The following is a 13,354-nucleotide window of genomic DNA, read 5'->3' as shown; positions in this document are numbered from 1 at the left end:
CGGCGCCCCCGAATCAGAATGTTTTCGCCGTCGTACGAGTGAGGCGGTTACGTGACGAGTGCTCACCGAGAGACGCCCGACGGCCGCCGCAGTTGGATCGTCGCGCTCGTCGGTTCGATCGCGATGGTGTTTACGTTCGGAACGCCGTTCTCGTACGGCGTCTTTCAGCGACCGTTCAGCGAGGCCTTCGGGATCCCGCAGGTGACGCTCTCGACCGTCTTCGCCGTCATGCTGTTCACTTTCTTCATCGGATCCGGTGCGGTCGGGGTGTTCGCCGCGCGCCTGCCGGCTCGAGCCGTGATACTCGCCTGTGCGGGGGCTACCGGCGTGATCGCCCCGGCGCTGTACATCGCGGAGTCCCGACTCGGGCTGACCGTCGTGTTCGCCGTTCTCGGGCTCGCGCTCGGGACGGTGTTCGTCCTGCTCGCGTCGATCGTCCCGCGCTGGTTCGAGGAGCGCCGCGGTGCCGCGACGGGGCTCATTTTCGTCGGGAACGGATTGGGACTGTTCGTACTGCCGCCCCTCTGGCAACGCGTCCTCTCGCAGTTCGGCGTCCGCCGCGGCTTTCTCGTCGTTATGGCGGTGACCGCGGTCGCGTTCGCCCTCGCCGGCGTCACGTGTCGACGGCCGCGATGGGCGGACCAGTCGGCGGCGGCGCCCGGCGATCTCCTCGAGTGGGTCGGCGGGTTGGTCGGGACCCGGACGTTCCAACTACTGTTCATCGGTATCGGACTCGCGTTCGCCTGGTATCAGCTCCTCGCGGCGTTCGCGATCGATCTGTTCGCGTCTCGCGGCTTGACGGAAGCGAGCGCGTCGACCGCGTTCGGGCTGATCGGCGGCGTTAGCATCATCTCGCGGGTCGGCAGCGGCTACGCCACCGACGTCGTCGGCTCGAGGCGGGCGTTCCTCGCGTCGCTCTGCTGTTCGGCCGTCGGTATCGTCCTGCTGTTCGCGCCGCAGGTGTCGGTGCTCGCAGTCGCGGTCTTCCTGATCGGTATCGGTTTGGGCGGGTGTGCGACGTTGTACGTGCCGTTACTCATGGGAATCTACGATCCCGAGATGGACACCGCGATCGTCGGCGTGTTCAATATCGCCATCGGGACCAGCGCGTTAGTCATGCCGCTGCTCGGCACTGCGAGCATCACCTATACCGGCGGCTACACCGTCGCTATTCTGTTGACCTTCGTCGTGACCGTCGTCTCGCTCTGGGCGACGATCGCCGGAACGACCGGCCGCTGAGACGCGTGATCACCCCTCTGTCTTTCTCGTTCGCGTCCGTGAATCGACTCGCGCGTACTGATCTCGAGCCGCGAATCCGAAATCGGTCGTCTGAGAACGGCTACCGATCGCCTTCCGAGTAGAGAGAGGCTGAGTCACCGCCGACCCTAGGCAGTGCTGTCGGTCCTCGGGGTCACCGAGCGAACGGCGACTGCGAGCATAGATCGGTCACGGCCACTCGATCGTCTCGTTGGACCCGGCTTCGATGGAGACGGTCCCACTGTCGACGGGAATGCCGCTCTGATTGTACACTTCGACGGTGACGTCGTAGGTATCGCCGTTTACACCGCCCTGGCGTTGCCCCGCTTCGGGATAGGCGACCGTCCCCGTCGGGGCGGCAGCGTTCGACTTCGTCCGATCGGACCAGTCGTTCTCGGTGTTGTCGAATGCGACCTGGACGTCGCGGAACGCCTCGAGTCGGTCGACTTCGTATTCGACGGTGAACCGGTTGTTCGTGTGCTGTTCGTCGTTAGCGACGGTAAACCCGACGAGCTTCGGATCGTCTTCGTCGCTGAGATCGTCGCCGGGTGGGCTCTCACCGTTAGCAGTGGTCCTCGCTTCCGTGTACAGCTCGGTGACTTCGCCGGATCGATCGTAGACGCGAAACCGGAATTCGTAGGTGTCGCCGCCGGCTCCACCGTCGCTTCCGCCGCCGGGCGGATACGATACCGTCCGTTCCGCGTTCTGTTCGACGTAGCTCTCTCGACCGATGTGGCCGGCATCGACGTTCTCGACCTCGATTTCGACCCTGTCGAAGTCCGGCAGGCGGCTGACTCGATAGGAGATCCCGAACGCTGCGTTTCCGTGCTGCGTGTGATCGCGAATCTGTCGCTCGAGAGTCGGTGGGGCGGTAACTGCGACGCGACGCGTCGCCGAAATACTCACGTTCTCGTTCGACGCGTCGATCTCGAACGAGAGCGCATCGCTGCCGGTCGGGCTATCACCTTCGACGGAGACGAGAATCGACCGCGTCGACCCACTGTCGAGCGATACGTCGGGATTCGAGATCGTCCCCTGACCGGGGTCCGAGAGGGAGAGCGTTGCCGCGATGGTTCCGGTGGCGTTGTTCGTGACGTCGACGAGGCGCTGATCGTCCCTTCCGGCCCGTACCGACGCGGTGACATCGAGACCGAGAAATCCGTTGCTATCGTCGGCTGTTCCGACGGATACGGACCGGTCTGCACCGATGTGGGAGAACGCGCCCGTCCCACCGAGAAGCAAAGCGCCCCCGCTAATCAGCGCCCCTTTCGCGAGAAGCCCTCTCCTCGTCCACCCTCCTCGAGACCGTTTCCGACGACGCCCCATGTATCTATCAGTGAATCAATACGCTTCTATAGGGAAGAAAACATCGGTATGAAAGAAAGTTACTGGTAATGACGGACCGCGTGCATCGAGGAGACACGAACGGGCCGAGCGGATTCCGGATTCGACGCCGTCGCTAGCGCGAATCCTGCACCGCTAAGTGGCCGCGCCCCAGAGGACGTGGTAATGAACGGCAACCGCTTCGGTCGCCTCTTTCAGGTGACCACGTTCGGCGAGAGCCACGGGGAGGCGATGGGCTGTACTATTTCGGGCTGTCCCGCCGGCCTCGAGCTCTCGGCAGCGGACATTCAGGAGGATCTCGACCGGCGAAAGCCGGGCCAGTCGATGATCACGACCAGCCGCGGCGAACCCGACGCCGTCTCGATCAAGTCGGGGATTCAGGACGGCTACACGACCGGGACGCCGATCGGATTGATCATCCAGAACAAAGACGCCCGATCGGGCAAGTACGAGCCATTCATCACCGCGCCGCGACCGAGCCACGGCGACTTCACCTACTCGGCGAAGTTCGGCACGCGAAACTGGGGCGGCGGCGGCCGCTCGTCGGCCCGCGAGACGGTCAACTGGGTCGCGGCCGGCGCGGTCGCGAAGAAGATCCTCGCTCGGGAGGGGATCGAACTCAAGGCCCACGTCAATCAGATCGGCGACATCGAAGCGCCCGACGTGAGCTTCGATGAGATCAAGGAATACAGCGAGGAGAACGACGTCCGCTGTGCGCATCCCGAAACCGCCGAACGAATGCAAGAACGGATCGCGGAGTACCAGGAGGAAGGCGACTCCATCGGGGGCAGCATCTACTTCGAAGCGCAGGGCGTTCCGGTCGGCCTCGGCGCACCCCGATTCGACTCGCTGTCCGCGCGACTCGGGCAGGCGATGATGTCGGTGCCGGCGACGACGGCCTTCGAGTTCGGTCTCGGGACCGAGGCGGCGGAGTGGACCGGCAAGGAGCGCAACGACGACTGGGAGTTCGACAACGAGGGCAATCCGACGCCCGTCGAGAACGACCACGGCGGGATTCAGGGCGGCATCTCGAGCGGCGAACCGATCTACGGCGAGGTCACGCTGCACGCGCCCACCTCGATCCCCAAGTCCCAGCAGACCGCCGACTGGGAGACGGGCGAGATCAAGGAGGAGAAAGTCATCGGCCGGCACGACCCGGTCCTGCCGCCCCGCGGCGTTCCCGTGGTCGAGGCGATGCTCGCGCTCACGCTGGTCGACTTCATGCTCCTGTCGGGTCGAATCAATCCCGACCGCGTCGACGATCAGCCAGGCGAGTACGACACTGAGTACCACCCGAGCAGCCCGCGGAACGAGTAGCTCGCCGGTCCGGAACACGCACCCGATTCCGTTTCGCGGACGAGACGGTATACTGAGTCGAGAGCAGACGAGCGCGACCCGCGATCAACGCTATCTCCCTCCAATTTGTCGGATATCTACGGTGAAAAGCACACGACACGTACGCGAGTACCTTTTTTCGCCTCGGGTCCACTCGCTGTGCTCACTCACCTCTCGGCGCAAAAATCTACGCTAAAAAGGCCGCTCACTCCCTTCGGTCGCTCGCGGGTCCAGCGCTTGTGTTTCGACTCCAGCGGTAACGCCTCCGCCTGTACTGATCAGTGGGGTTCGAGAGAGACTGCCGTGTCAGGTAGCGTCTCTGCAGTGCAGAGACGCTGTCCGACGGACGGGCTCGTTAGTACCCCAACTGATCGCGGACGAGCACGACGGTCGTGCGACCCTCCTCGAGTTCCTGTCGGAAGATGAGTTCCTTGGCGATGGCCGAATCGACGCCGTAGGCCTCCTGCGCACGTTCGTTCTCGAGGGGGTAGGCCACCGACTCGAGGCGCTCAAGCGCGTCGTCGAGCGTCGGCACGATCTTGTTGACGCCGCTGACGATGACGACGTTGCTCGCGGCGAAGGGGTACGCGCCGATCCGACTGCCGGAGCGGTCGGCGGCGACGAGTTCGCCGGTCTGGGAGATCGCGTTGATGCCGCCGAGGAAGTAGTCGGCGGTCTGTGACTCTCGCCGAGCGGCTTGGCGCTTCGCGTCGTCGTCGATGCTCCAGATTTCGTCGGCCAGACTCTCCCACTCGTGGTCGCCCTCGGACAGGTAGTCGGCGAAGCCGATCTCCTCGAGCGTCGTGGAGTGGCCGTTCATCACCGACGCACCGGCGGGGATCTGCGACTGGATCGTTTCGAGGGCCTCCTCGGCCGAGTCGGCGACGACGACCTCGAAGCCGTTGGCCTCGAGGTTTTCGACGGCCGCCTCGACGGCCTCGTCGGTCGGGAGTTCGTCGAGCGTCGCGTCGATCTCGGCGTCGTCTACGTACTCTGATTTCTGCTGTGACATTTAGATGTATCCGTACACGTGAATGGGGACGTGTCGGACTTAAGCGCTCGCGGATACCGGTGTTAGGTGATTACCCCAGTGTTACTTCCATCGAGCAGCGAATATGTCCGCTGTGCGACGGGAAACGGTGGCTCACCGCTCGTTCGAAACGTGTTCCGCGAGCACAACTACTAACCTACCGTCCGTGGTCGACGACGTATGCGGGATTTTCACGTCCACTCGAACTACTCGGACGGCGATTTCCTCAGGGGGATGGTCCGCGCGGCCGAGGCGGCCGGTCTGGAGGGCGTCGGCTTCAGCGACCACTGTAACGTGGCCTCGCGCGAGCGGCCGGCGTCGATGCGCAGCGTCTACGGGTTCAACCTCGATCTCACCTACGAGCGCCGGCGGCGGGGGATCGAACGGCTGCGGGAGGACTTCGACCTCGAGATCTACGACGCCGTCGAGATGGACTACGATCCGCGCGACGAGGCGGCCATCGGCGCGTTCCTCGCCGAGGCGGACTTCGACTACGCGATCGGGAGCGTCCACGACGTCGACGGGAACAACGTCCAGGTCGCGTCCCACTTCGCGGAGATGACCGACGCCGAGCGCGACGCGGTCGTCGACGGCTACTTCGATCGACTCGTCGCGCTCGTCGAGTCGGAACTGTTCGATATCGCGGCCCACGTGGACCTGCTCGAGCGGACGCCGCCGCTGCGAGGCCGAGCGACGGCGGAGCACTACCGGCGAGTGGCGCGGGCGTTCACCGATTCGCGGACGGTCCCCGAGATCAACGCCGGACGAGCATTGACCGATGCTGAAGTCGTCCATCCCTCGGCCCCGTTTCTCACTGTCCTGCGCGAACACGACGTGGCCGTCACCGTCGGCACCGACTCCCATCACCCCGACGAGATTCCCGACCGCGCCGGCTTCCTCGCCGAGTTCGTCGCGGAGACCGGCCTCGAGCCGGTCGTCCCCGACGGACTCGAGCGGTAGCCGACGGACGGAACGGAGGCGATAGGCGGCCGGGAGCGACGGTCGTCCCGTAGCGATCGACTGTCGTCGGTCACCGACCGACGCTCCCACGAATCGGTTTCATTCTCGGTATCTGGAGGGTTTAGCCGGTGATATAATCAGATTATGGATGCTAGATATATGGCACATGATATCGTACCACAGGACAGGTCACATGGCAGACTTTGACCTCGACAGCGCGGACGGCCGACGGGAGGCGTTGCGCCGGATGGTGACCATCCGGGCGTTCGACGAGGAAGCAGGGGAACGGTTCGCGGACGGAGAGATACCGGGGTTCGTCCACCTCTATATCGGAGAGGAGGCGGTCGGCGTCGGCACCTGTGCGTCGCTCGAGCCCGACGATTACATCGCGAGCACGCACCGCGGTCACGGTCACTGCATCGCGAAGGGGCTCGATCCGAAGTACATGATGGCCGAACTCTACGGCAAGGCCGAGGGCTACTGTAACGGCAAGGGCGGTTCGATGCATATCGCCGACGTCGACGAGGGAATGCTCGGCGCGAACGGGATCGTTGGTGCCGGACCGCCGCTCGCGACCGGCGCGGCGCTGACGATCGACTATCGGGACCGCGATCAGGTCGCGGTCGGCTTCCTGGGCGACGGGGCCGTCGCACAGGGCCAGATCCACGAGGCGATCAATCTCGCCGCGACGTGGGACCTGCCGGCGATCTTCGTCGTCGAGAACAACCGCTACGGGGAAGGCACCCCCGTCGAGAAACAGCACAACGTCGACAACCTGAGCGATACGGCCCAGGCGTACGACATTCCGGGGGTGACGGTCGACGGGATGGACGTCACCGCCGTCGCGGAAGCGGTCGCCGAGGCCCGAGAGCGGGCCCGCGCCGGCGACGGACCCACACTGGTAGAGGCCCAGACCTACCGCTACCGCGGCCACTACGAGGGCGACGAGGAGCCCTACCGCGACGAGTCCGAGATCGAACGCTGGAAGGACCGGGACGCGATCGAATCGTTCAGAGACCGACTGATCGAACGCGGCGAACTGACCGACGACGAGTTCGCGGACCTGCGTTCGGCGGTCGAGTCGACGATCGATGACGCGGTCGAGTACGCGAAGGCGGCGGATCCACCGGAGCCGAGCGCGGCCTACGAGGACATGTTCGCCGATCGGCCGCCGGAACTCGATCGGTTCGCCGCGACCGCGCGTCCCGACGGCGGTGCGAACGGAGGTGACCGCCGATGACCGCACAGACGGAAGCGGAACTGGGACTCGAGACCGAGACGATGACCGTTCGGGAGGCGATCCGGCAGGCCCTCCGCGAGGAACTCGAGCGCGACGAGGACGTCTACGTCATGGGCGAGGACGTCGGGCTCTTCGGCGGCGTCCTCGAGGTGACCAGCGGCCTGCTCGAGGAGTTCGGCGAGGAACGGATCCGGGACACGCCGATCAGCGAGGCCGGCTTCATGGGGGCCGCGACCGGCGCGGCGGCGACTGGGACGCGGCCGGTCGTCGAACTCATGTTCTCGGACTTCGCGGGCGTCTCGATGGAACAGATCATGAACCAGATGGCGAAGATGCGCTACATGTTCGGCGGGAAGGCCGACATGCCGGTCACCGTCCGGACGACTGAGGGCGGCGGCATGGGGGCCGCCAGCCAGCACTCGGGGACGGTCCACTCCTGGATCGCGCACTTCCCGGGACTGAAGGCCGTCGTTCCGGGGACTCCCGCGAGCGCGAAGGGGCTGACGAAGGCCGCTATCCGATCGAACGACCCCGTGTTCGTCTTCGAGAACAAGATGATCTACGAGCAGTCGGGCGAGGTGCCGACCGACGAGGAGTTTACCGTCCCGCTCGGGGAGGCGGCCGTCGAACGCGAGGGCGAGGACGTCACCGTCGTCGCCACGCAGCGACTCGTCGGCGAGTCCCTCGGCGCGGCCGAGACCCTCGAGGGCGAGGTCAGCGTCGAGGTCATCGATCCGCGCTCGCTGTACCCGCTGGACGTCGATACGATCGTCGAGAGCGTCGAAAAGACCGGTCGGCTTGTCGTCGCGGACGAGAGCCCGCTCTCGTACGGTACTCACGCCGAGATCGTCGCACGCGTCCAGGAGGACGCGTTCTTCAGCCTTGACGCGCCGATCCAGCGGGTCGGGACGCCGGACACTCACATCCCGTTCAGCCCGCACCTCGAGGAAGAGGTCCTGCCCGGCGACGACGACGTCAGGGCCGCGATCCAGCGGATCGCGTAGCGGGGCCCGCACGTGACGACCATCGGTCTGCTCGTCAACCCCGCCGCGGGCCGCGACATCCGCCGCCTCACCGGCGGCGCGAGCGTCGTGGACGACTACGCGAAGCGCCGGGTCGCCGAGTGCGTTCTCGACGGCCTGACCGTCGCGGGCGATCGGCTCGAGGTCCTGGTCATGCCGGACCGGACCGGGATCGCCGATCACGCGGTCGCGGAGGCCCCCGAGGAAATCGACGCATCGACGCTCGAGATGCCGGTCGAAGAGACCGCGACCGATACTCGTCGAGCGGCGGCGGCGTTCCGCGATGCGGTCGACGTCGCGGTCGTCCTCGGCGGCGACGGGACGACCCGCGACGCCGCGCTCGAACTCGGCGACGTCCCGCTCGTCGCGGTTTCGACGGGAACGAACACCGTCGTCCCGTCGGCCGTCGACGGCACAGTCGCGGGCGCAGCGGCGGCGCTCGTCGCGACCGACGCGGTCCCGGCCGAGGCGGTGACGACGCGACACGGAATGGTCGAGGCTCGAGCCGAGACGCCGACCGGCGAGCGACGGCTGACCGGACTCGCGGCCGTGGAAGTCTCCGCGAAGTCGTTCGTCGGGACTCGCGCGCTGCTCGATCCGAGCGACCTTCGGGGCGGGGTCGTCTCGCGGGCCCGTCCCGGCGACATCGGACTGCCGGCCGTCGCGGGCGGCCTCGAGTCGCTCGCACCCGACGAACGGGGCGGCGTCGCGCTCCGACTCGCCGACCCCGAGGACGCGTCGCGGTCCGTCCGATCGATCGTCGCACCGGGAGTCACCGCGACGATCGGCGTCGCGTCGGCCGAACGGCTCGGCCCGAACGACGCCGTCACGTTCGACGTGCCGGACGGGGTCATCGGCGCTGACGGCGAACGAGAGCTCGAACTCACGGACGCGACCGTCGAACTGACGCCCGTTTCGGACGGGCCGCGACTCGTCGACATCGACGCCGTGCTCGAGACGGGCGCGGCCGCCGGCTGCTTCGACATGACCGACTCTCTCATCGAGGACGAGTGAGGACGAAATCAGAATCGGGCAGGCGAAAGCGGGATCGGACGGGACGTAACGATTCGCGACCGGCGATGTGAAGCACCGTCGCCGGGCTCGCGACACCGGCCCTCTCAGATGCGATCCCAGGAGAGGTCCAGCGGGAGGTCCTCGCGGAGCAGTTCCGAGACGTGACAGCCCCGTTCGCCGAGGTCGACGATCCGCGCGATGGTCTCGTCGTCCGCGTCGGCGTCGATCCGGATCGTCGCCTCGATCCGCTCGACCGACCCCGCCGCCGGCATCGCGTCCGCATCGACTCGGATCTCGTCGACCGACGCGTCGCGTTTGTTCGCCTGATATCTGGTGCTCAGCGAGAGACACGATGCGAGCCCGCCGAGGAAGACGTCGACCGGGGTCGGACCGGTCTCCGTGCCGCCGCTCGATTCCGGTTCGTCGTACGTCCACTCGAAGGACCCGGCTTCGATGCGGCCCCGCATTCCCGCCGGGTTCGTGGCGGTGACGGTGCGACCCGGCATCTCCGTCTCGTCCCCGCTACCGGCCTCGCTCTCGTCTGCTCGGTCGGCCGCGGCGGCGACGGTCTCGGGGAGGAGCGGCCGCGGGTCTTCGACGCGTTCGACGAGCGTCTCGAGGAACCGGGCGGCGTCCGCACCGTCGACGACCCGATGGTCGAACGTGAGGTCGAACGGGAGATGTCGCCGCCACTCGAGTCCGTCGTCCGCGCCGCGGGCCGGCCGCTCCGCGACGGCGTCGACGCCGAGAATGGCGACCTGCGGCGGGTTGATGATCGGATCGAACGACTCTACGCCGAGGACACCGAGATTCGTCACGGTGAACGTCCCGCCCTGCAGGTCGTCCATCGTGTAGTCGCCGCTCGTCGCGCGGTCGACGAGTTCCCGTCGCCCGTCAGCGATCTCCGCGAGGGACTTTCCCCCCACGTCCGGCAACACCGGGGCGATGAGCCCCTGTTCGACGTCGACGGCGATGCCGACGTTGTGTTCCTCCCAGCGGTTGTGAACGCCGTCCTCGAACGTGGCGTTGAACGAGGGATGTGCCTCGAGAGTCGCCGAGACGGCCCGGAGGAGGATGTCCTGAACCGAGACGTCGGCCTCGAGGGCTTCGTCCGCGGCGTCGGCGGCGGCGAGCAGCGCCTCGGCGTCGGCCTCGCGGTGAACGGTCACGTGAACGGCCTCGCGGTAGCTCTCGCTCAAGCGGGCGGCGATCGTCCGGCGCATTCCGTCGAATGGGCGCTCGTCCGCGAGGGTCCGGCTCGCGCCGCCGGTCTCCGCCGCGGCCGCTTCGACGTCCGCTTCGGTGATCGCCCCCTGATAGCCGGTTCCCTCGACGGTCGCGAGGTCGACACTGAGTTCCTCGGCGCGTTTGCGCGCCCGCGGCGACGCGTCGGGATCGCTGCTCTCGGTCGGAGCCTCGGCGGCCGCTCGTTCGACGTCGTCTTCGGTGATCGCCCCCTGATAGCCGGTCCCCTCGACCGTCGAGAGATCCACGTCCAGCTCCGCTGCTCGCTCTCGCGCCCGAGGGGAAGCCTTGCTATCGCTCGCCTCCGTCCCCCCTCTCGCACTGCTTCCACTCCCGCCAGACGCCGAGCCGACCGTCCGCTCGTCTCCGCCGAGTTCGATCTCGTCTTCCACTGCCACGTTGGCCTCGAGATCGGCCGTCGCCTCCGCCTCGAGCTCACCGATATCGCTCTCGGCCGGCGCGACGATTCCGATCGGCGTCCCGGGCGGCACCGACTCGTCGACCTCGAGATACGTCCGCCGGAGAACCCCGTCCTCGCGGGCCTCGACGTCGGCGACGCTCTTCTCCGACTCGACCTCGGCGAGCAGGTCGCCCTCGGAGACCGACGCCCCCTCGTCGACGGTCCACTCGAGGAGCGTCCCGCGTTCCATCTCGAGCCCGAGCTTCGGCATTCGGACGATGTAACTCATGCGACGGAGTACCATGGAACGAGTGTAAAAGGTATCGCTCGTCGAAACCGCCGGTCGGCGGCGGGAAAGCACGGCGTCCCAACGAACACTTCGGGACGATTACCGCGAGTGGCTCGCCATCGGTGATGTCGGTCGACTGGGCAAATGTGGACAATTATGAACGAGTTTCCCGACTATTCTAATGATCGTTCATACATATTCTTCAAAGGATGTCCATTCTTCACGAAAGTTCCTTGGTAATCTATAGCAAAGTCTTTAGGTCACGTGGAGCAAATTCTGCGTACGGTTGGCCACTGGCCACTGATCCACCTATGAGCAGCGACGAACTTATCTGGCGAATCGCGGGCGGTTCCGGCGACGGGATCGACTCGACGAGCCAGAACTTTGCCAAGGCGCTGATGCGCTCGGGACTCGACGTGTTTACACACCGCCACTATCCGTCGCGGATCCGCGGTGGCCACACCTACGTCGAAATCCGGGCTGCAGACCGAGAGGTACAGTCACGCGGTGACGGCTACAACTTCCTGCTCTCGCTGGGCGACTCCTTCGCCCGCAACCCGCAGGAAGAGGCCTACTACGGGAACGAAGAAATCAAACCCCTCTCGGAGAACTTAGACGACCTCCGCGAGGGCGGGATCATCGTCTACGACGAGGGCCTCATCAGCGAGGAAGACGTCGAAGCGATCGATCTCGAGGCCCGCGCCGAGGAGAACGATTGGCACGTCTTCCCGATGGATCTGCGCGGACTCGCGCGGGAACACGGCCGCGAGGTCATGCGCAACACCGCCGGTGTCGGCGTGACGGCGGCGCTGCTAGACATGGACCTCGAGCACATCGAGGACCTGATGTCCGACGCCATGGGCGGCGACGTCCTCGAGGCGAACCTCGAGATCCTTCACGAGGCCTACGAGACGACCCGGGAGGAGTACGAGTTCGAGCACGACCTGCGAGCGCCCGAGGGCTCTCACGAGACCGAGCAGGCGCTGCTGTCGGGCTCGAACGCGATCGCCTACGGCGCGATCGACGCCGGCTGCCGATTCATCGCCGGCTACCCGATGACGCCGTGGACGGACGTGTTCACCATTCTCGCGCAGAACTTCCCCGACATGGGCGGTGTCTCCGAACAGGTCGAAGACGAAATTGCCGCCGCGGCGCTCGCACTCGGTGCGAGCCACGCGGGTGCGAAGGCCATGTCCGGCTCCTCCGGCGGTGGCTTCGCGCTGATGTCCGAACCGCTCGGGCTGGCGGAGATGACCGAGACGCCGCTCGTCCTCGTCGAATCGATGCGGGCCGGCCCCTCGACCGGGATGCCGACGAAACCCGAACAGGGCGACCTCGAGTTCGTCCTCTACACGAGCCAGGGCGACTCCTCTCGAGTCGTCTTCGCCCCCAGTAGTATCGAGGAGGCCTACGAGCAGACCCGACTGGCCTTCGAGATCGCCTGGGACTACCAGCTTCCGGCGATCGTCATCTACGATCAGAAGCTCTCCGGCGAGAACAAGAACGTCGACGTCGAGTTCTTCGACCGCGAGCCGAAACCGGATCTGGGCTCGACGCTGACCGAAGACGAGCTCGCCGAAGCGGCCCACGACGCGAGCGGCAAGTTCAAACGGTTCAACTACGAGGACGCCGAGAACAACGTCGCTCCGCGGTCGCTGCCCGGCCAAAAGGGCGGCCGCTACCTCGCGACCGGTAACGAGCACTCGCCCGTCGGTCACATCAGCGAAGACCCCGACAACCGCGTCGCCCAGATGACGCGGCGCATCGAGAAACTCGACTCCATCCGCGAGGAACTCAACGAGGAACACGAGTCGAATCAGACCTACTTCGGCGACGACGACGCCGAGTACGGGATCATCACGTGGGGCTCGAGTCACGGTGCTGTCCACGAGGCCGTCGAACGGCTCAACGAGAGCGGCCACTCCGTAAAGGGAATGAGCGTCTCCGACATGATGCCGTTCCCCGAGACCGAAGTGACCGAGTTCCTGGAGAGCGTCGACGAGGCGATGGTCGTCGAGATGAACGCCACCGCACAGTTCCGCGGACTGATCCAGAAGGAACTGGGCCGGTTCGGCGAGAAGATGACCAGTCTGCTGAAGTACAACGGCAACCCCTTCGAACCCGCCGAGGTCGTCGAGGGCTACGAAGTCAACCTCGCCGACGATGACCGCGAACCCACCGCACAGGTGCGAATCGAACCCGCAGCAGGTGACTGACC

The 13,354-nt window shown here is 66.1% G+C and carries 10 protein-coding genes; 7 read left to right on the top strand and 3 right to left on the bottom strand.

Going from position 1 to position 13,354, the window contains the following annotated elements; genetic code table 11:
• The first annotated feature begins 51 nt into the window (after positions 1 to 51).
• The gene (locus LDH66_RS13685; RefSeq protein ID WP_226481629.1) at positions 52 to 1,239 is read left to right on the top strand and encodes an MFS transporter; all 1,188 of its coding nucleotides are present in this window, start codon (positions 52 to 54) and stop codon (positions 1,237 to 1,239) included.
• A gap of 207 nt (positions 1,240 to 1,446) precedes the next feature.
• Here LDH66_RS13685 and LDH66_RS13680 read toward each other — a convergent pair whose 3' ends face one another.
• The gene (locus LDH66_RS13680) at positions 1,447 to 2,499 is read right to left on the bottom strand and encodes a hypothetical protein (protein WP_226481628.1); all 1,053 of its coding nucleotides are present in this window, start codon (positions 2,497 to 2,499) and stop codon (positions 1,447 to 1,449) included.
• A gap of 267 nt (positions 2,500 to 2,766) precedes the next feature.
• Here LDH66_RS13680 and aroC point away from each other — a divergent pair, with 267 nt between their 5' ends.
• Positions 2,767 to 3,918 carry a chorismate synthase gene (gene aroC / locus LDH66_RS13675; protein ID WP_226481627.1) on the top strand — a complete coding sequence of 384 codons (1,152 nt, stop codon included), beginning with the start codon at positions 2,767 to 2,769 and terminating at the stop codon, positions 3,916 to 3,918.
• A 373-nt stretch (positions 3,919 to 4,291) separates the two neighbouring features.
• Here aroC and LDH66_RS13670 read toward each other — a convergent pair whose 3' ends face one another.
• Entirely contained in the window at positions 4,292 to 4,948 is a 657-nt protein-coding gene (locus LDH66_RS13670; protein WP_226481626.1) for a lactate utilization protein, read from the bottom strand.
• Between the two features lie 198 nt (positions 4,949 to 5,146).
• Between LDH66_RS13670 and LDH66_RS13665 the strand changes: the two genes are divergently transcribed.
• The 4 genes from LDH66_RS13665 to LDH66_RS13650 all read left to right on the top strand — a co-directional run bounded on the left by LDH66_RS13665 (position 5,147) and on the right by LDH66_RS13650 (position 9,202).
• Positions 5,147 to 5,926, top strand: a complete 780-nt coding sequence (locus LDH66_RS13665) for a PHP domain-containing protein (RefSeq protein ID WP_226481625.1) — start codon at positions 5,147 to 5,149, stop codon at positions 5,924 to 5,926.
• Between the two features lie 193 nt (positions 5,927 to 6,119).
• Entirely contained in the window at positions 6,120 to 7,166 is a 1,047-nt protein-coding gene (locus LDH66_RS13660; protein WP_226481624.1) for a thiamine pyrophosphate-dependent dehydrogenase E1 component subunit alpha, read from the top strand.
• Positions 7,163 to 8,170 (top strand): alpha-ketoacid dehydrogenase subunit beta, encoded by a 1,008-nt coding sequence (locus LDH66_RS13655; protein WP_226481623.1) that lies wholly within the window; start codon positions 7,163 to 7,165, stop codon positions 8,168 to 8,170. Before LDH66_RS13660 ends, LDH66_RS13655 begins: the two co-directional genes overlap by 4 nt.
• Before the next feature lie 12 nt (positions 8,171 to 8,182).
• Positions 8,183 to 9,202, top strand: coding sequence for an NAD(+)/NADH kinase (locus tag LDH66_RS13650; RefSeq protein ID WP_226481622.1), 1,020 nt, complete (start codon positions 8,183 to 8,185; stop codon positions 9,200 to 9,202).
• Positions 9,203 to 9,306: 104 nt separating this feature from the next.
• Here the strand turns inward: LDH66_RS13650 and LDH66_RS13645 are convergent, their stop codons facing one another.
• Positions 9,307 to 11,136, bottom strand: coding sequence for a 2-oxo acid dehydrogenase subunit E2 (locus LDH66_RS13645; protein WP_226481621.1), 1,830 nt, complete (start codon positions 11,134 to 11,136; stop codon positions 9,307 to 9,309).
• A 311-nt stretch (positions 11,137 to 11,447) separates the two neighbouring features.
• Here LDH66_RS13645 and LDH66_RS13640 point away from each other — a divergent pair, with 311 nt between their 5' ends.
• Positions 11,448 to 13,352, top strand: a complete 1,905-nt coding sequence (locus LDH66_RS13640; protein WP_226481620.1) for a 2-oxoacid:acceptor oxidoreductase subunit alpha — start codon at positions 11,448 to 11,450, stop codon at positions 13,350 to 13,352.
• Positions 13,353 to 13,354: the final 2 nt, after the last annotated feature.

The organism is Natrinema amylolyticum (assembly GCF_020515625.1).
Classification (GTDB): Archaea; Halobacteriota; Halobacteria; order Halobacteriales; family Natrialbaceae; genus Natrinema; species Natrinema amylolyticum.
This window is presented reverse-complemented; position numbering and strand designations above follow the sequence as displayed.